The following is an 18656-nucleotide window of genomic DNA, read 5'->3' on the forward strand; positions in this document are numbered from 1 at the left end:
TGAAACTTTGCGGAGGCTCCGGTGCAGGAGCCTCACTTCCTGGCATCAATTAATGGTTCTGTAGCGTGACCGTGACTCCCATCTGAACGAGGATCTCGGTGTTCAGGCTATCCATCTGATAAGACTGATACTCCACTCCTCCAACATTCACCGTCCCGCCATCGGTCCAGTTCCCCGGGTCCATACCGTTCGGCAGCAGGTCGCTCAGATTCACCGTGTCGCCCGCGTCGCCCTTCACCATCATTTGGTTGAAGTCGTTGTCGTGGAACAGGTTCTGCGTGGCGTTTTCCAGCACATCCCCCGCGCTCAGTGTCAGGGTGTTGTTACCTGTTCCCGTAATGTCGAACACTTCTACGGACTGAACAGGATGGGTCAGCGCGCTCAGGTCGAGGTGCTGATTCGCCCCCAGCAACTTCAGCGTGTCGGTGCCTTCCCCCCCCTGAATTACCGCACCAGTCAGGCTGGCCACGTCAGCAACCTGATACAGGTTGTCCGCTGCGTCGCCGTACCAGACATCGCCCTGGTTATCCGCCAGGAACTCGCCTGGGGTAACAGTTTTCGCCGTATTGCTGACCACCAGGTTATCGATGCTGAAACCAAAACCGGTGCTGGTTGACAGCTCCTCGTGGTGGATCTCCATCCGGTAAACCGGCGTATCATCCGGGCTGGTGAACGACACCGGGACGTTACGGTTGCCAATGAAGGCGTTCACCGGCTGAGAGCTAATCTCGTTGCCGTTGATGTCGTAGAACGTCACCACCGTCGACGGACCGGCAAAGCGCGGGTTGAACACGAAATCGATCGTTTTAGCGCCATACTGGAAGTCAACAAACATGCTGGCTGCCATCCCGGTATCTGCTGACGAGCTGTACAGATACAGACTGTTGGTGCTGCCCGTACCAATGACCTGTTTGTCGAATTCATAATCCGCCGTGCCGGTATCGGGTGTATGGGAGAAACGCATCCCGTGCACCCATGCACCTGCATTAATGTCCGCGAACTCCGTATCGTCTTCGAAACTGTTGGTGCTGGTGAACGCGCTGGTGCGGTAGTCCGAGCTGTTACCCGCCGCGTCAACAATCGCCGCGCCAACCGGAATATCGGTGTAGCCGCCCGGAGGCAGACTGACGGTCACGTTGCCGTTAGCAATGTCTGCGGCCGTCAGCGTATGGGTCACGGTAATGTCGCCGCTCTTCACCAGCACGGTGTCGCCCTCGACAATCCCGCTGCCCGGCAGCGTTACCGTCACGTCGTTACCGCTGCGCACCACGTCGGTCGGTTCATCCGGTGCCACCTGATCCAGCACCACTTTCTGCGAGGATTCGGTGTAGTTCCCGGCGATATCGACCACGCGGGTCAGCACCGTCCAGTCCGCGCTGTGTGCCTGTCCGTCAACAAACGCCCATTTGTCGCCGTCGACCATCGCTTCATGCCAGGTGTTCCCACCATCTGTGGAGACCAGCACCTTGCCGCCCGCTTCCAGCGGCGCGGAGAGATGCCCGCTGACCAGGCTACCGGCCTGACCATTATTAGTAATAAAGTCGCTGCCGCTGACGCCGGAGTCCTGGGTCATCGCATCCACCACCGCGCTGCTTACTGGCGCTTCGGTATCAATGGTGATTTTCCACTCCGCGGACGGCGCGCTTCTCACGCCGGTCGGGCTCTGGAATACCGTCGTCAGGGACAGTACCTCACCGTTGTTTTGTGCAGGCAGCGTAAAGTTCCAGGTATTGCCCGGCCCTACGGTCACGGAGTCAATCAGCGTGGTACCGTTGTAAATAAAGACGACATCGCCCGCGACGCCGGTCCCGTGCAGGGTTGGCGTGGTGTCATCGGTCACGGCCGGGTTCGCCAGGTCGCCCTGCACCAGGCCAACGTCATCCGATACGCTATCGAACGAGCCAACCGGTACGCGGGTGTCCAGCGTCAGTTCAAACGGCGCGGTCTGCGCGCTGTCACCGGTGCCGGTATTTTCACTGGCGGTGATCTGGTACGTCCCGTCAGTGGTCAGCGCCGGGTTGAAGGTGTATTTCCACACACCGGTCGCCGGGTCAGCGATCACGCTGTCGACAAAGTTACCGTCCAGATACACTTTCACTTCGGCACCAGGCGTAGCACGGCCCACAACGGTCGGTGTCGTGTCATCTGTATGGCTGCCGCTGGCCAGATTGCCCTTCAGTTCCCCTTCATCGTCTTCCACATGGCTGATAGACACACCGTTGTGGCTGGTATCCACGGTGAAGTGGATCGGCGCAGATTCAGGGCCTTTGTTCCCCGCTTTGTCTTCAATCGAGACTTTCCAGGTATAGTCCCCGTCCGCCAGCGCAGGCGCCGGGGTGTAGCTCCAGTTACCGCTGCCATCTACCGGCACGCGCACGGTGGTGCCGTTACCCAGATCGATGATCGCAGTACCGTCAGGCTCGCCCTTACCACGGTAAGTTGGGGTGTTGTCGTCGGTGGTGCCGTTGTCCGCAATAATGCCCGGCGTGCCGAAGTCGTCCCACAGTTCAATGTCCGTGGCCGCCAGCGGTTTAACGGAATCAACAGTAATCACCCACTCGCCGGTTTCCGGGCTGCGGTTGCCCACGGCGTTTTCCGCGACCGCGCGGAAGCGGTGCTCGCCCTGCGACAGTGCAGTGTCAAAATCAATGGTCCAGGTGCCACCCGTCACCACAGCGCTGCCGATCGGCAGTGGATTCGTGCCGTCGTACAGGTAAACCGTGGTCCCGTCCTGACCCGTACCGGTGATGGTCGGTTTGTCATCGTTCGTGATACCGCCCTGCTGTACGGTGCCGACATGAGCATCGACATCATCAATAACGTCAGTGATCGCCGGTGCCGGAGGAATGCCACCTGCCACCAGGTCAAACGAGAACGCATCGGATGGTTCGGAACGCAGACCCGCCTTGTCTTCAGCAATCACGCGCACATCGTAATGACCGTTGGTCAGCGCTGGAGACGGCGTCCAGGTCCATTTACCGGTTGGATCGGCGGTAACGGAATCCACTTCTTTACCGTTGACAATGATGCGCACCACGCTGTTTTTCTCAGCGGTACCGGTAAAGTCCGGAGTGCTGTCATCGGTGATATCGCCGCTCGTCAGGTTGCCCGTTTTCAGACCCGCATCATCAAACACGCTATCAATCGTCGGTTTTACCGGCGGCGTGGTATCAACAATGAAGCCGATCGGATCGGACGGATCGCTGACGTTGCCGACCGGATCAACGATCACGACAACCGCTTCATGATCCCCTTCCGGCAGCGGTTTCTCAGGCGTGACTTCCCATTTGCCGTCATCGCCGACAATCGCGGTACCCACCACTTCATCGTCAATGATCAGGCGCACGGTGTCGCCTGGCGTACCGTTGTCGCCACTGAATACCGGCTGGGTGTCGTCGGTGGTGTCCCCGTTGTGAATCGGGCCGGTAACCGGGCCGACGTCATCCTCAACGTCACCAATGACAGGTTTGGCAGGGGCTTCCAGATCGACGATAAATTTAAAGTCATCAGACGGTTCGCCCGCATGGCCTGCAGGATCGGTGATCACCACCTTCCCGATATGCTCACCTTCCGGCAACGGTTTCTCCGGGGTGACGGCCCATTTACCGTCTGCTCCCACGATCGCGGTGCCGACCACTTCGTCGTCCACAATCAGCTTAACGGTATCGCCAGGTGTTGAACCTTCGCCGCGGAATGTCGGCTGCGTATCATCCGTCGCGCCGCCGTTTTTAATCGGACCCACGACGGTTCCGACGTCATCTTCCACGACGCCAATCACTGGTTTTTCCGGCACCACGACAAATTTAAAGTCGTCAGACGGGACGCTCTCGTTGCCCACAGGATCGGTGATGATCACCTTCCCGGTGTGACTGCCTTCCGGCAGCGGTTTCTCAGGCGTGACTTCCCATTTGCCATCTTCGCCAACAATGCCGGTGCCCACGACTTTGTCGTCCACAATCAGCTTAACGGTGTCACCAGGCGTGCCGCCTTCACCGCGGAATACCGGCTGTTTATCATCGGTATTATCGCCGTTATGAATCGGGCCGGTTTTCTCGCCAACGTCGTCTTCCACCTCGCCGATGGCAGGCTTAGCAGGTGCTTCCAGATCCACGGTGAAATCAAAAGAATCGCTCGGCGCGCTGGTGCGGCCATCCGGGCCTTTACCGATCAGCACAATGCTGTGGTCGCCGTGCGCCAGCGGGGTTTCAGGCGTCCAGGTCCATTTACCGTCAGCGCCCACGCGGGTTTCGCCGAGCTTGACGTTGTTTTCCCAGAACTCAACGATATCGCCCGGTTTGCCTTTGCCGCTAAAGGTTGGCGTGGCGTCATCGGTCACGCCGTTTTGCGGGATCGAGCCGGTTTTAGTGCCGTAATCATCATGCACGTCGGTCAGTTCAGGGGTGGTGACGGGTGCTTTGCGGCTACCGCCATTATCATCGTCACGGTTATGGCGAATAATGGCACCGATACCCACCAGCGCCCCCAGCCCCGCTAACGCACCCAGCGCCAGCAGAGCAGGAGAGAACGCGGTGCCCGCAACGGCCAGACCGTCCAGGCTTGCAATCGCGCCTGCGCCCAGCGCCTGAGCGGAAGATTCACCGTCCAGCAGGAAAGCAGCTTTGTGGTCGTCATCGCCGTCAGTGGCAATGTACTCGTGCCATTGACCATCTTCGCCTTTACCCACCAGCTCGCCCGGGTTATCGAAATAGCCTTCAATAATCAGCTGCGGCTGATCCTCGTCGGTGCCTTCCAGCATGACGAACAGGTCTTTACCTACGCGCTTCAGCGTAATGTTTTCTGGCGCGACGCCATTTTCCCCTTCAGCAAGAATGTATTTTGCATGCGGGATGGCCTTAATTTTGACAGCACTGCCAACCTTTTCACTGCGCAGAACGTCAGCTTTGACAATCGTCTCTTTATCAACGACTGCAATATTTACTGGCTTGAGAGTCATGTTTAAATTCTCGTGTAAATAATCGATCTGTGTCCGCGCAATGCGCCAGACGCACTTCCATACGGGATACTTTCCCTGGCTGACGCTATCTTCCCGGCTGGCACGCGTTGTCTTAATAAGACCTGTCGCAAACCGGTCTTATATGTCTCAGCGGTGGGGGAAAAGGGGGTAACAGGTGCAGTAACCTGATGGCACCAGAACGTCAGAAAATAATGGCAAAGATAAAGACAAGTCTTAGCCACCTTTTTTTTGCGCACGGGGAAAATGACATTTTTGTCACCCCATCAGGACAATCAGGAATGTCAGATAAAAAAGTCATTCTCCTGGACGTCAGTTCCTTGCTCCGAACAGGCATCCAGGGTTTATTAGCAGAACACGGTTATCAGACTGCGGCACAATTCCTCACGATTGAGGCAATGCACAGCGCGTTGTCAGAGTTACATGCTGACCTGATTATTATGGAGCATCTGCAACAAAGCCCCGAGGTGTTCTCTCATCTGGTACAAATAAGAAAAACCTACCCAGCAATTAAGGTTCTTATTTTGTCGTCGTCGTCGAGCGATTTTCATATTCAGTTGAGCCGACGGGCCGGTGCGTCTGGCTATATCAATAAAAACAGTTCCCTGGATAAAATTATTAACACCGTCAACACGATCACCACCGGGGGATATTGCTACGGTTCTGAGTTGTGGCAACATCACGCCCGCTATCCCCGGGATGCATCGCTGTTATTATCCTTGTCCCATATTGATATCTGTATTTTGCGCTATATTTCTGCGGGCTACAGCAATCAGATTATCGCCTCGCTGCTGAATATGAATAATAAAAAGGTCAGCGCATATAAGCAGCGCATCATGGCAAAATTCAACATGACCCGTCTGGCGGAACTGGTGGATCTGGCAAAACGGAATTATCTGTACTGAGCGCCAGAAGAGGCCCGGACAACGGTCAGTTCGGGCTTGATGACATCATTCGTTGCAAACGAATGCTCCGAAAATAGTGATCTACCGCACATATTCCTCCCCCTCTACCGAAGCGAATGTCTACGCTTATAGGACGCCCGGAAAAACCTGTCTTTCAGAACATACAACCGGAGGTCCTTATCACCATGTTCAACCAGAAACTACAGGCTAACGAGAACATCGAATTCGAGATTGCAGAAGAGCTGCGCTACGAGACCGATCCCTGCGAGTTAAAACTGGATGAGATGATCGAGGCGGAGCCGGAACCGGAAATGATTGAAGGGCTGCCCGCGTCGGATGCGCTGACGCCCGCAGACCGCTACCTTGAACTGTTTGAACACGTGCAGTCGTCACGGCTGTTTGCAGACAGCAAAACCTTCCCCGACTGCGCGCCGAAGATGGACCCGCTGGATATCCTGATCCGCTACCGCAAGGTCAGACGCCACCGGGATTTTGACCTGCGCCAGTTCGTGGAGAACCACTTCTGGATGCCGGAAACGTTCGACTCAGAATATGTTTCCGACCCGGGTCTGTCCCTGAAAGAGCACATTGATAATCTGTGGCCGGTGTTGACGCGCGAGCCGCAGGACCATATTCCCTGGTCCTCCCTGCTGGCCCTGCCGCAGGCCTATATCGTTCCCGGCGGACGATTCAGCGAGACCTACTACTGGGATTCCTACTTCTCGATGCTGGGTCTGGCGGAAAGCGGGCGCAACGATCTGCTGAAGTGTATGGCGGATAACTTCGCGTGGCTGATTGAGCGCTACGGCCATATCCCTAACGGCAACCGTACCTATTACCTCAGCCGTTCTCAGCCGCCGGTCTTTGCCCTGATGGTGGAGCTGTTTGAGGAGGATGGCGTGCGCGGTGCGAAACGTTACCTTGAGCACCTGAAAATGGAGCACGCCTTCTGGATGGACGGGGCAGAGTCGCTGCTGCTTAACCAGGCTTACCGCAGCGCCGTGCGCATGCCGGATGGCTCGTTGCTGAACCGCTACTGGGATGACCGTGACACCCCGCGCGACGAATCCTGGATTGAGGACGTGGAAACCGCCCGTCACTCCGGGCGTCCACCGAACGAAGTGTATCGCGACCTGCGTGCGGGTGCGGCCTCCGGCTGGGACTACTCGTCCCGCTGGCTGCGCGAGCCGGGTCGGCTTGCCAGTATCCGCACAACGCAGTTTATCCCCATCGATTTGAACGCCTTCCTGTTCAAGCTGGAGAGCGCGATCGCCAATATCTCGGCATCAAAAGGGGACAAAGAGACGGCCGACCTGTTCCGCCAGAAAGCCAGCGATCGCCGGGCCGCGGTGAACCGCTATCTGTGGGATGAAGAGAACGGCTGCTACCGGGATTATGACTGGCGACGCGAAGTGATGGCGCTGTTTTCCGCCGCCAGTATTGTGCCGCTGTATGTCGGTATGGCGACCCATGAGCAGGCTGAACGGCTGTCTGATGCGGTTAAAGCGCGTCTGCTCACGCCGGGGGGGATTCTGGCGACCGAGTACGAAACCGGCGAACAGTGGGATAAACCCAACGGCTGGGCGCCGCTGCAGTGGATGGCCATTCAGGGGTTCAAGCAGTATGGCAACGACTCCCTCGGAGATGAAATCGCCTGGAGCTGGCTGCATACGGTGAACCATTTTTATAAGACCCATCATAAGCTGATTGAGAAGTACCATATCGCCAGCAGTACCCCGCGCGAAGGGGGCGGGGGTGAGTATCCGCTGCAGGATGGCTTCGGCTGGACTAATGGCGTGGTGCGCCGGCTGATTGGGTTGTATGGGGAGCCTTGAGGAGGGTGAGGGGATCAGACCGCACCCTCACCCTGGCCCTCTCCCACAGGGAGAGGGAGTAGAAATCAGCGGATCACCTCATAAATGGCCGTCTGGATGGACTGCCATTTTTTGTTGCTGGCATCCGGCTGCGACTGGGCACGCCGCGTCGCCATGTCGAGATCGTGCTGCTGGCGTTTCACCACCGCAGGCACGGTGCAGAACGCTTTCAGGTACTCTTTCCTTACGGAAGTCAGCGACTCGCCGTTCGCCATGGCGTGGCTGAGCGTGTTAATAAAGCGACGACACGGCTTCTCTTCCACCATATTCTGCCGGTAGCGCAGCATCACCTCCAGCACGTCGTCATAACCTGCCGACATCGCCTCTTCGGTCCAGGAGAGCTTCCAGTCCATTCCGCCCTGCAAAAAGAGCTGCGCCACGCGGGTATCGTTGCGGTTGATGGCCGAACGGAAATTATTCTCGTCCCAGGTAACGCCCATTCGCGTGAGTGTTTCACGCGAGGAAGGGGTCTCGCGCATTTCCTGTGGCGGTGCCGCTTCTGCGGCTTTGGCAACGGCAGGTTGCGGTTTGCTGCTGGTCACCAGCCAGAAGCCCCCCGCCACAATAGCAATCACCATGACGCCAACCGCCCCCCATAACACACCGGAAATGAGCTGTTCGCGTTGTTCCGGGGTACGCGGCGCGCGCTGCGTCGGCTTTTCAATGGTGTCTCGGACTTCAAACAGATCCCCGCCGGTGACCCGATCCATTTTCTGGGCCTTTTCCCAGAACGTATGTAATTCGCTGGCATCCACCGCCATGAATCCGGCCGGATTGACGCGGGTTCTCCCCTCCTCAAACGCCCGCTGAACCGGCCGCGAGATCTGCGTGTAGTAGCTATCCAGCAGCTGAATTTGCGCCGAACTTAACGCTTTCTGTACGGTGAGGTGGTTGCGGATTTGCCGAATGTCGTCGAGGAAAGTTTGTAGGGTTTTTCGCGGCTCCACCAGAAGCGTAAGCATGGCGGGGTCGTTAAACAGTGAGGCGTAGTAGCGGCTGAACTCTTTTTTATCCACCAGCATCTGCGCCAGTTCACTGAACATCATGCCGCTCAGGACATCGTTAATCTCACCCAGTTTCAGCCAGCGTCTGACGCGGTCAGCGTTAAACAGCGTCTTGAGATGGTTGTTGAGGCGCACCGGATCGGGCCAGGCCTGCTGAATAAGCCCTTTTAACATCAGCTCTATCGCACGCACCTGTTTTTGCGCCTGCTGCTGCTGAAGTTCGCTGCCCGGTGCCAGCTCCGTGCTGTAGGTCAACAGCGGCTGCTGCAGGCGGAGATGTTCCAGCGCGGTCACAAACCGCATCGCCGCAATCAGCTGGTTTTCACTCACATCCTGCCCGCTTTCATACTGCGGCACCCGCTGCTGTAACAGGCGCAGCTGGAGGGTAAATTCCGACATCTCGGCATCATTCAGGTTGAGCTTCTTCGCCACGGCACCCCAGCCGCCCTGGGCTAAGCGCGCGCTGTCGAGCTGCTCCAGAAACCAGCGTGGATCTTTACCCTCCGAAGCATGTACATTCAGAAGAAGTAAAATTTCCACCGACGCATGGCGAATGACTGCCAGACAGTGTTCGAACTGTTCGCGAATATGATGTGATGTGCTGAGAGTCATTATTTTCCTTAAGTGACAACGAAGACATCCGAATGGGCACGTGAAGGCCGTTTTTCTTTTTATTTATACGAGGTTAACCATACCTGACTTTCTGTTTAAATAAAGTGACAACCCTAAAATCATTTAAAAATGTCAGGAGAATCTGAATGCCGGTTTTAATTACCCCTCGCCTTCACTGTTCGCCCCTGCAGGAACAGGACTGGCCCTTTTTTCTGGCGTTACAGCAACATCCCGACGTTATGCGCTTTGTGGCGGAAGACCGCCCCGTCGCGGACATCCGCGCCGCGTTTGAGGCCCGCCTGACGCCCTGGACGCCGGGCAGCGCGCACTGGCTGTGTCTCGTCGTCCGTGATGCCCTCACCCGGGTTCCGCTGGGCGTCACCGGCTATATTCATCGGGAGGAGGATTGCGCAGAAGTCGGTTTTCTTTTCGCACCCGAGGCGCAGGGAAAAGGCTACGGCTTCGAATCCCTGCAGGCGCTCTGCCGCTATGCCTTTGAAGAGGGCGGCATACGCCGACTCACCGCCACCGTTACCGCCGGGAATGTCGCCTCAAGACGTCTGCTGGAAAAAGCCCGGTTTCGCCTGGAAGGCGAATTACGTGAGAGCTATTACCTGGCGGGGCGCTGGCAGAATGACTGGTTATTTGGTTTATTACGGCAGGAATATCTGAACAACAATTCCTGATTAACAGCCATTTGGCGGATATTTATCGTAAATCGTTTCCTCTACAGTGTCGCCTCTTGAGAGGAAACGAATATGAACGGTCTTACGCTGGAAATATCTTCTGCCGCCATTGAATTAATAAAAAAGCATCAGGGGCTTTCTCTGGAGAAATATCGTGACGAACACGGATTATGGGTTATCGGCTACGGCCACGTTATCCGCGATCGGGAGCAGTTTCACGGTCCTGTCACTCCGCTGGAGGCCGACGCGCTGCTTCACGAGGACATTCGCTTGTGCGAGGCGCTGCTGCGGGAAAATGTGACACGTCCATTAACCCAACAGCAGCATGACACGCTGGTGATGATGATGTTCAGCTTCGGAGAGATACCTGCGCTGCCGGAAGCGATTTTTCAGGCCGTCGCCCGGGTGTAATACATCGCAGCCTGAGTTCTGTTTTTAACGTCCAGCCGCCGGAAAAGCGCCTCCAGATGGGCTTTTACCGTGGCCGCACTGATGTTGAGGTTGCGCCCAATCTCTTTATTTGACTCCCCCGCTGCCAGCAGTTTCAGCACTTCGCGCTGGCGTTCACTTAATGCCAGTAACGCCTGTGGCGACGACGGCTTTCTGACCCACTCTCCGGGAAAGCAGACCATCCCTCTGGACACCGAGTCCAGGACGGCGGAAAAGCGCTCGGGGCTGGCAGTGCGGGGAATAATGGCCATGATGTTTCGCTGGCGCAATTGTTCAACCCATCTGGCCTCTTTTTTCGCCAGAACCATGATCACGCGTATCGTCGGTAAGCGATGCAGGATGTCATCCAGCACACCACATCCCTCATCCTGAATTAAATTACCGTCAATCAGGACAATAGCAGACGGCGACGCGGACATCTGCGCCCATAAATCTTCTGCCTGACAGGTTCCAGTGATATTTATTTCCGGAATTAACGTCCGCAGACTGTGTATCGCTCCATGAATAAATAGTGACTGCCTGTCAAACATGATTACTCGCATCGTTTTTCTCCCTCTGAGAATAGCGAAGGGGGATTCTACAGAGGGGGGATTTGAGAAAAAACTCAATGAACGGAGCGGTTACAAAATCGCCAGGGGTATTTATATCTGCCGTATCCTGACACACTTTACTTAAGGATTTCCTTAAGGGGGTCCGTCCCCTTAAGGCGGCGTATTACAGGAACATCCCGCCAGACACTTCAATACGTTGTGCATTCATCCAGCCCAGTTTATCGCTCAGCAGCGCCGCAATGGCATCGCCAATATCATCGGGCAGGCCAACCCGGCCCAGCGCCGTTTGCGAAGCCAACGTCTGATTCAGTTGGGCGTTGTCGCGCACACTTCCGCCACCAAAATCCGTCTCGATCGCCCCTGGCGCAATGATATTGACGGAGATCCCCCGCGCCCCCAACTCTTTCGCCTGATAGCGGGTGAGCACTTCCATCGCCCCTTTCATCGCCGCGTAGGTCCCTGAACCTGGCTGAGTAAAACGGGCCAGCCCGCTGGAGACGTTGAGGATCCGCCCGCCATCATTCAGCAAGGGCAGAAGACGCTGGGTCAGGAAAAACGGTCCTTTAAAGTGGACATTCAACGCCTCATCGAACTGGGCTTCCGTCGTCTCGGCATACGGCGTGAATAAACCCGTTCCGGCATTGTTTAATAAATAATCAAAACGTTCACGCTGCCAGACAGACTTAAGGATTTCCTGTAACTGCAGGGCAAACGCGTCGAAACTGGCGATATCCCCGACGTTGAGCTGCAATGCCGCCGCGTTGACCCCTTTTTCCTGAATTTCGCGCACAACATCCAGTGCGTCCTGCTGATTGCGATGGTAAGTCAGGATAATTCCTGTTCCGTCTGCCGCCAGCTTCAGGGCGGCGTTTTTACCCAGACCGCGGCTACCACCGGTCACTAATGCGATACGTTCAGTCATCATAAACCTCGTTTTGGCTGTTAGGGAGATTGAGAAAGAGATTATTAGGTGATAGAAGATCAATAAAGACAGGAAAGAGCGCTTCACTGTTTCATATGCAACAACAATGAGCGGCAGCTATGGATAAAATTCACGCAATGCAGTTGTTTGTTCGCGTCGCGGAACTGGAGAGTTTTTCCCGCGCGGCAGAAACATTAACGCTGCCGAAAGGCAGCGTTTCACGACAAATTCAGGCCCTGGAAAACCGGCTTGGCACCCAGCTTTTGCACCGCACCACGCGCCGCGTCAGCCTGACGCAGGACGGCATGGTCTATTACGAACGGGCAAAAGATCTGCTGGCGAACCTCGATGAACTGGACGGTATGTTTCAGCACGATCCCTCCAGCATCAGCGGACGGCTGCGCGTGGATATGCCCGTCGGCGTTGCACAAAATTTAGTCATCCCTAAACTGCCAGCGTTTCTGCAGCAGTACCCGGGTATCGAACTGGAGCTCAGCAGCAGCGATCGTCTGGTGGATGTGATCCGTGAAGGGTTTGACTGCGTGGTACGCGTCGGCACGCTGAAGGATTCGGGGCTGATCGCCCGTCCGCTGGGCAAGCTGTCGGTGATTAACTGCGCCAGCCCGGATTATCTGGCGCGTTTCGGCTATCCGGAAACGCTGGATGATTTAGGCTCCCATGCGGTGATTCACTACGCTGCGATGCTGGGAACCCGCCCGCAGGGCTTTGAGTTTTATAACGGCAGTACGACACAGTGGATTAAAACGGGCGGGGTATTAACCGTTAACAGTACAGAAACCTACCAGGCGGCCTGTCTGGCCGGGCTGGGGATTATTCAGGTCCCGCGCGTCGGGGTACGCGATTCTCTGCGGGCGAAGAAGCTTATCGAGATCCTCCCGCAGTACCGGGCTGAACCGATGCCGGTCTCGCTGATTTATCCCCACCGCCGCAACCTCTCCCGCCGTGTACATCTGTTTATGGAGTGGCTTACTGAACTCACAAAAGCTTACGTGGATTAGTCGCAAGCTATAATTCAATAACATCCAGCCAAACGAAAAGGAAAAGACGCGTGACGCCGGAAAACAACCCGCAACGACCCACCCAACAATTAGAGTATGATCCCATCAGGAAGATGGAAACCGGGCCAGAAGAGGCCAAAGCACCTGGCACCGTCAGCAAGGCGCTGGGAACCGTCACCGGCATCGCCGCAAGAATCCAGCAATTTCCCATGGTGGCGCATCTGATACGCGCAACTGAGCGCTTTAATGACCGCATGGGGAACCAGTTTGGCGCCGCCATCACCTATTTTTCCTTCCTGTCGATGATTCCGATCCTGATGGTGTCGTTTGCGGCGGCCGGGTTTGTGCTCGCCTCACACCCGACGCTGCTGCAGGATATCTTCACGAAGATCCTGAATAACGTCAGTGACCCGACCCTGGCCAGCACGCTTAAAAGCACCATCAATACCGCTGTTCAGCAGCGTACTACGGTCGGCATCGTCGGTTTGCTGATCGCCCTTTACTCCGGCGTAAACTGGATGGGCAACCTGCGCGAGGCCATTCGCGCCCAGTCGCGCGATGTCTGGGAGCGTAAGCCGCAGGATCAGGAGAAGATTTGGGTGAAGTATCTCCGCGACTTTGTTTCGCTGATTGGCTTGCTGGTCGCACTCATCGTGACGCTTTCCATTACCTCGGTGGCGGGCTCGGCGCAGCAGATGATTATCTCCGCGCTCTATCTTGATTATATCGAATGGCTGAAACCCGCCTGGCGTGGCATTGGGCTGGCCATCTCCATCTTCGCCAACTATCTGCTGTTCTTCTGGATCTTCTGGCGTTTGCCGCGCCATCGCCCGCGTAAGAAGGCGCTGATCCGCGGCACGTTGATTGCGGCGATCGGCTTTGAAGTCATCAAAATTGTGATGACTTACACCCTGCCATCGCTGGTGAAATCCCCGTCTGGCGCGGCGTTTGGCTCGGTGCTGGGCCTGATGGCGTTCTTCTATTTCTTCGCCCGTCTGACCTTGTTCTGCGCAGCGTGGATTGCCACCGCCGAGTATAAAGATGACCCGCGGATGCCGGGCAAAACGCACCGCTAGCCCTCCTTCCGGGCTGAAATTTCAGCCCGATTCATCATTTCAGCATATAAATCCAGACCGTAACTTTTATTTAACCGAAAACCAGTGTTATTGACTGATATTTAAAATCTGTGAAGCATTTCATAGACGTGATTTGGCTGGTCTGAAAATTATCCGCTTTTTGTTGCTTTTATCACCGGCTCGCGGCTTTGTTACAGATTGAAATGTCGCTTTTGCTGTGCGTAATATGGCCTTTCGTTCGACAAAAATAAGAAAATATTATGCAAGCAACAGCCACCACACTCGACTCAGGAACGGATAACGTTCCGGTAAACTCGCGCAATAAAGTCGTCGTCGCCTCGCTGATTGGCACCGCCATTGAGTTCTTCGACTTCTATATTTACGCCACCGCCGCGGTTATCGTCTTCCCGCATATTTTCTTCCCGCAGGGAGACCCGACGGCGGCCACGCTACAGTCTCTGGCGACCTTTGCCATCGCGTTTGTGGCGCGTCCGATTGGCTCGGCGCTGTTTGGACACTTTGGCGATCGCATTGGACGTAAAGTGACGCTGGTGGCCTCGCTGCTGACGATGGGGATCTCCACTGTCGCCATCGGCCTGCTGCCTACCTATGAGACCATCGGCATTCTGGCGCCGGTCCTGCTGGCGCTGGCGCGTTTTGGCCAGGGTCTGGGCCTGGGCGGTGAATGGGGTGGTGCGGCGCTGCTGGCGACCGAGAACGCCCCGGCGCGTAAACGCGCGCTGTATGGCTCCTTCCCGCAGCTTGGCGCACCGATTGGCTTCTTCTTTGCGAACGGGACGTTCCTGCTGCTCTCCTGGCTGCTGACGGATGAACAGTTCATGAGCTGGGGCTGGCGTATCCCGTTTGTGTTCTCCGCCGTACTGGTGCTGATTGGCCTGTATGTCCGTGTCTCTCTGCACGAAACGCCGGTGTTCGCGAAAGTCGCCGCGGCGAAAAAACAGGTGAAAGTGCCGCTGGGTACACTGCTGACTAAACACGTCCGCGTGACCGTGCTGGGCACGTTTATCATGCTGGCCACCTACACGCTGTTCTACATCATGACGGTTTACTCCATGACCTTCAGTACCGCCGCCGCGCCGGTTGGGCTGGGGCTGCCGCGTAACGAAGTGCTGTGGATGCTGATGATGGCGGTCATTGGGTTTGGCGTGATGGTACCGATTGCGGGTCTGCTGGCGGATAAGTTTGGTCGCCGTGCGAGCATGATTACGATCACCACGCTCATTATTCTGTTTGCCCTGTTTGTCTTCCCGCCGCTGCTGGGCTCAGGTAGTCCGGCGCTGGTGATGGCCTACCTGCTGATTGGCCTGAGCCTGATGGGGCTGACCTTCGGTCCGATGGGCGCGCTGCTGCCGGAGTTGTTCCCGACGGAAGTGCGTTATACCGGCGCGTCGTTCTCCTATAACGTCTCGTCTATTCTGGGCGCGTCCGTTGCGCCATATATCGCCACCTGGCTGCAGGCGAATTATGGCCTGTTCTATGTGGGCGTCTATCTGGCGGCCATGGCGGCGCTGACGCTGATTGCGCTGCTGCTGACGCACGAGACTAAGCATCAGGCTTTGTAAGCTAATGCCGGGTGGCGGCTCCGCCTTACCCGGCCTACAGAATCTGTCATTGACTGCGGCCTGATGCCCTCACCCCGGCCCTCTCCCACAGGGAGAGGGCGAACGGGAGCTACTTCTTCATCTGCGACAAAATATTCCGGCACTGATTCGCTTCCCCTTCTGACGGTGAAATCAACGCCAGCAGCGCTGCGGCTGGGGTGACCAGCGTCGCGAGGGCTGCGGCCACCGCGCCGCGTGCAATCAGCGGTCCGGGCTTCACCCCCGCCTGCGGGTTTTTGAAAGTGCCGCGCACATACAGCGGCGAACGCAAGGTGATGATACGGATCCCCTTACTTTCCGGGTCAATGGTCAAATCAAGCTGCTCCGAGGCCATGCTGGCGGTGCCGGTCACGTTGATCACCGCGTTTTCCGTGTCAAAGGCAAAAATCTGCGGACGCGCCACGCCGTTCACCAGGTCCAGGTTGGCCGCCGCACAGTTCACCCGCACCTCATCGTCACCGAAGATCTGCCCGATGATATAGTTCCCGACGTTCAGCCCGAGGATCTCCATCAGGTTTCGGCTCACCAGCCCGTCGTTCATCAGCAGCTTGAGGTTACCGTTACTGCTTCCCAGCAGCGCCGCCACGGAGTTCCCCACGCCGCGTATGTCAGCATCGCCGTTCATTTCACCGAGGGTTTTCTGCATCAGCTCCACATCGGGCATCAGCTCTTTCAGCTTGAGCCTGCGGGCCTGAATATCGGCTCGCCCCTGCATCGGCTTTTTATCGCCTTCGAGGTGAATGTTCGAGGAAATCGTCCCTCCCGCCATACCAAACTTCAGCGGCTGCAGGCGCAGGTCGGCATTTTTAAGGAGGATATGGGTCGAAAGATTGCTGATTGGCAGCGTGCTGCCGTGCTCAATTTTCCTGCCTTTGAAACGCACGTCCGCGTCCATCACATCCCACTTATCCGTCTCAAAGCGGTCATAGGGCAGTACTTTCCCGGCTGGCTGGAGATCTTTCTTCACCTCTTTTGACTTCGTCCCTTTTCCGGAATCGACGCCGATCAGCGGTCCCAGGTCGGCGAGTCGCAGCTGACGGGACTCGACATCCCCCTCCAGTTTGGGGCGCGGTTTCCCGGTAGTGTAGGTCAGCGAACCGTGGATATCGCTGTCGCCGATGCGGCCGTTAAAATCCCGGTAGTTAAAAACAGAGGACTTTTCGCTGTCGATTTTGGCGACCAGGTGCCCGTCCGTTTCAAACGGCGGGGTATCCGGCAGCAGTACGCCGGTCAGTTCATACAGCTCACCCAGCGAATCACCGGCAAATTTGAGCTGAAGATCGACGCCGCCCATGTTCATCGGGTCGTTGACCGTCCCCACAAACGCCACACGGGTGTTCCCGGAGCGGAAATCCGCCTGTACCGGGAACGGCGTGCCTTCACTGCGGAGCGCCAGCATACCGCCCATTTTTCCTTTTCCGCTCAGCGGCTGGCCGTTGTAGCGCCCTTTTGCCGTCAGGCCGAAGACGTAATCCCCTACGCTTGCGGTGTCGCCTTTGGCTTTCGTGCCCGTCACCTCGCTAAAGGGCAGCGGCTTGCCGAGCGGATCGACCAGGATCTCCACATCCGCCTTGCTGACTTTATCGTCGATGGCGATCCGTCCGCGATCGAAGAGAATATTGTCGAGACGGAATGACCAGGACGAGGGCCGGGCATGCGGATCTTTTTCGCCGTCGCTGGCAAGGTTAAAGGTCCAGTTGTTGTTTTTTTCAGAGAGACGGATCAGGCGCGCATCGGGCTGCTGCAGCTTGATCCACGGCAAATAGACCGTTTTGGTGAGGAGCGCGAGCGGAGCCAGCGTAGCTTCAACGCGAGGGAGGTGAACCATGGTCACTTCCGGGATATCGGGCGGGTTGCCGAGAATGATGTCGTCGGCGTGGACATGTGGCCAGGGGATCCAGCTTCGCCAGCCGGGCTCCTCCTTCTGACGCTCCCACACTACCCCTAAATCACCGCGTATAGCGAAGGGGCGATTCAGCTCGGTTGAGACTTTCTGGTTGATGGTCGGCTTAAGGCGGTTCCAGTCAAACGTCGCAATAATGATGACGACGACCACAATCAACAACAAGAAAATCCCTGCGGTCCAGGAGATTACCCTGGTTGTTTTCGTCATTTTTATCCCCTTTCCTGATGACCTGTCCTGTAAAACTATAGTCCAGACAAAGGGAAGCGGGCTTATCAGAGGGTCGTTATCACGCTATCGAGGCGATCCATGGGTACCGGGCGAGAGAGGAAATAGCCTTGCGCCGCCGCGGCAGGAGAGTTTTGCACATCACGCCACTCTTCCAGGGTTTCCACGCCTTCAACAATCACGCCCTGGCAATAGCGGTTCATCAGCTGTAATAACAGCGTAAACAGATTCCGCCCTTCCGGGGTCTGGCGCAGCATAATAAACAGATCGCGAGCCACTTTAATGTAGTCGTAGCGCACTTCACTCAGGGCGGAGAAGTTCGCCATGCCGGTGCCAAAATCATCCAGCCACAGCGGGCCAAATTCGCACATCGACGCAAACGAGGAGTCCTGCGGCAGGCGGACATGCTCCACCAGCTCAAAGCGCATCCACGGCAGGGTGGCGATCAGCTCCTGCAATTTCGCATTCTGACGCAGCGCCAGCAGAGTCGGGCCATCAACGTTGACCGAAGCGAGGATATCGTGCTGTTCGAAAAAGGTCTGCTTCGTCGCCAGCATACGGAGCTGCTCTTCCAGCACATCCAGACGCTGGCGAACGGCCACTTCGGCAAAGTAGCGATCCGGTGCAATACGCTGAGTAGGGTTTGAGGGGTGCGTCACCACGGTCAATATTTCAATGGCCATCAGTCGGCCATCCGTTCGGTAGATCGGCTGATAGGTGTACGCGCGCTCACATTGCAGCCAGTAGCGATGCTCCTGCAAGTTCTCAATACTTGCCTCAGGCGTAGTGCTCAGCCGCTGGATAACCTGCTCTGACTTCATTTCAGATGTCC

13 protein-coding genes are annotated in these 18656 nt (G+C 56.6%); 7 read left to right on the forward strand and 6 right to left on the reverse strand.

Translation table 11 applies throughout. From position 1 onward, the window contains the following. Window positions 1-49 precede the first annotated feature (49 nt). Entirely contained in the window at window positions 50-4954 is a 4905-nt protein-coding gene (locus C1N69_RS21470) for an Ig-like domain-containing protein (RefSeq protein ID WP_167514974.1), read from the reverse strand. Between the two features lie 188 nt (window positions 4955-5142). Between C1N69_RS21470 and C1N69_RS21475 the strand changes: the two genes are divergently transcribed. Both C1N69_RS21475 and C1N69_RS21480 read left to right on the forward strand, forming a co-directional pair. Then, a complete protein-coding gene (locus tag C1N69_RS21475) occupies window positions 5143-5877 on the forward strand; it encodes a response regulator transcription factor (protein WP_244956314.1) in 735 nt (244 codons plus the stop codon). 185 nt (window positions 5878-6062) lie between these two features. Beyond that, window positions 6063-7712 carry an alpha,alpha-trehalase gene (locus C1N69_RS21480; protein WP_059386135.1) on the forward strand — a complete coding sequence of 550 codons (1650 nt, stop codon included), beginning with the start codon at window positions 6063-6065 and terminating at the stop codon, window positions 7710-7712. Between the two features lie 65 nt (window positions 7713-7777). Here C1N69_RS21480 and C1N69_RS21485 read toward each other — a convergent pair whose 3' ends face one another. After that, window positions 7778-9367 (reverse strand): STY4199 family HEPN domain-containing protein, encoded by a 1590-nt coding sequence (locus tag C1N69_RS21485; RefSeq protein ID WP_025759434.1) that lies wholly within the window; start codon window positions 9365-9367, stop codon window positions 7778-7780. Window positions 9368-9513: 146 nt separating this feature from the next. Here C1N69_RS21485 and C1N69_RS21490 point away from each other — a divergent pair, with 146 nt between their 5' ends. Next, window positions 9514-10053: a GNAT family N-acetyltransferase gene (locus C1N69_RS21490; protein WP_104557176.1), complete on the forward strand. Its 540-nt coding sequence runs from the start codon at window positions 9514-9516 to the stop codon at window positions 10051-10053. 72 nt (window positions 10054-10125) lie between these two features. Beyond that, window positions 10126-10464, forward strand: coding sequence for a lysozyme (locus C1N69_RS21495; protein WP_155031846.1), 339 nt, complete (start codon window positions 10126-10128; stop codon window positions 10462-10464). On the opposite strand, the gene C1N69_RS21500 is transcribed toward C1N69_RS21495, so the two are convergent. Further along, entirely contained in the window at window positions 10443-11045 is a 603-nt protein-coding gene (locus C1N69_RS21500; RefSeq protein ID WP_025759436.1) for a helix-turn-helix transcriptional regulator, read from the reverse strand. The genes C1N69_RS21495 and C1N69_RS21500 overlap by 22 nt on opposite strands. A gap of 172 nt (window positions 11046-11217) precedes the next feature. After that, complete coding sequence (locus C1N69_RS21505; protein WP_155031960.1) at window positions 11218-11976, reverse strand: SDR family NAD(P)-dependent oxidoreductase; 759 nt, start codon at window positions 11974-11976, stop codon at window positions 11218-11220. A gap of 119 nt (window positions 11977-12095) precedes the next feature. On the opposite strand from C1N69_RS21505, the gene C1N69_RS21510 reads away from it, so the two are divergent. From C1N69_RS21510 to C1N69_RS21520, 3 genes are all read left to right on the forward strand, one after another. Beyond that, on the forward strand, window positions 12096-12995 hold the full coding sequence (locus C1N69_RS21510; RefSeq protein ID WP_155031847.1) for a LysR family transcriptional regulator: 900 nt from the start codon (window positions 12096-12098) through the stop codon (window positions 12993-12995). A gap of 50 nt (window positions 12996-13045) precedes the next feature. Next, on the forward strand, window positions 13046-14071 hold the full coding sequence (yhjD, locus tag C1N69_RS21515) for an inner membrane protein YhjD (RefSeq protein ID WP_025759440.1): 1026 nt from the start codon (window positions 13046-13048) through the stop codon (window positions 14069-14071). Window positions 14072-14331: 260 nt separating this feature from the next. Continuing rightward, window positions 14332-15654, forward strand: coding sequence for an MFS transporter (locus C1N69_RS21520; protein ID WP_059386128.1), 1323 nt, complete (start codon window positions 14332-14334; stop codon window positions 15652-15654). 109 nt (window positions 15655-15763) lie between these two features. Here the strand turns inward: C1N69_RS21520 and C1N69_RS21525 are convergent, their stop codons facing one another. Both C1N69_RS21525 and pdeH read right to left on the reverse strand, forming a co-directional pair. Then, complete coding sequence (locus C1N69_RS21525; RefSeq protein ID WP_155031848.1) at window positions 15764-17806, reverse strand: AsmA family protein; 2043 nt, start codon at window positions 17804-17806, stop codon at window positions 15764-15766. A 65-nt stretch (window positions 17807-17871) separates the two neighbouring features. After that, window positions 17872-18645: a cyclic-guanylate-specific phosphodiesterase gene (pdeH, locus tag C1N69_RS21530; protein WP_025759444.1), complete on the reverse strand. Its 774-nt coding sequence runs from the start codon at window positions 18643-18645 to the stop codon at window positions 17872-17874. Between the last annotated feature and the right edge of the window lie 11 nt (window positions 18646-18656).

It is taken from the genome of Enterobacter sichuanensis (genome assembly GCF_009036245.1).
Taxonomy (GTDB): Bacteria; Pseudomonadota; Gammaproteobacteria; order Enterobacterales; family Enterobacteriaceae; genus Enterobacter; species Enterobacter sichuanensis.

Excerpts from the sequence above, each read along its gene's own strand:
- C1N69_RS21495 (WP_155031846.1), top strand. The coding sequence starts at position 10,126 with ATGAACGGTCTTACGCTGGAAATATCTTCTGCCGCCATTGAATTAATA.
- C1N69_RS21480 (WP_059386135.1), top strand. The coding sequence starts at position 6,063 with ATGTTCAACCAGAAACTACAGGCTAACGAGAACATCGAATTCGAGATT.
- pdeH (WP_025759444.1), bottom strand. The coding sequence starts at position 18,645 with ATGAAGTCAGAGCAGGTTATCCAGCGGCTGAGCACTACGCCTGAGGCA.
- C1N69_RS21525 (WP_155031848.1), bottom strand. The coding sequence starts at position 17,806 with ATGACGAAAACAACCAGGGTAATCTCCTGGACCGCAGGGATTTTCTTG.
- C1N69_RS21505 (WP_155031960.1), bottom strand. The coding sequence starts at position 11,976 with ATGACTGAACGTATCGCATTAGTGACCGGTGGTAGCCGCGGTCTGGGT.
- C1N69_RS21500 (WP_025759436.1), bottom strand. The coding sequence starts at position 11,045 with ATGCGAGTAATCATGTTTGACAGGCAGTCACTATTTATTCATGGAGCG.
- C1N69_RS21470 (WP_167514974.1), bottom strand. The coding sequence starts at position 4,954 with ATGACTCTCAAGCCAGTAAATATTGCAGTCGTTGATAAAGAGACGATT.
- C1N69_RS21485 (WP_025759434.1), bottom strand. The coding sequence starts at position 9,367 with ATGACTCTCAGCACATCACATCATATTCGCGAACAGTTCGAACACTGT.
- C1N69_RS21510 (WP_155031847.1), top strand. The coding sequence starts at position 12,096 with ATGGATAAAATTCACGCAATGCAGTTGTTTGTTCGCGTCGCGGAACTG.
- C1N69_RS21475 (WP_244956314.1), top strand. The coding sequence starts at position 5,143 with ATGGCACCAGAACGTCAGAAAATAATGGCAAAGATAAAGACAAGTCTT.
- C1N69_RS21490 (WP_104557176.1), top strand. The coding sequence starts at position 9,514 with ATGCCGGTTTTAATTACCCCTCGCCTTCACTGTTCGCCCCTGCAGGAA.
- C1N69_RS21520 (WP_059386128.1), top strand. The coding sequence starts at position 14,332 with ATGCAAGCAACAGCCACCACACTCGACTCAGGAACGGATAACGTTCCG.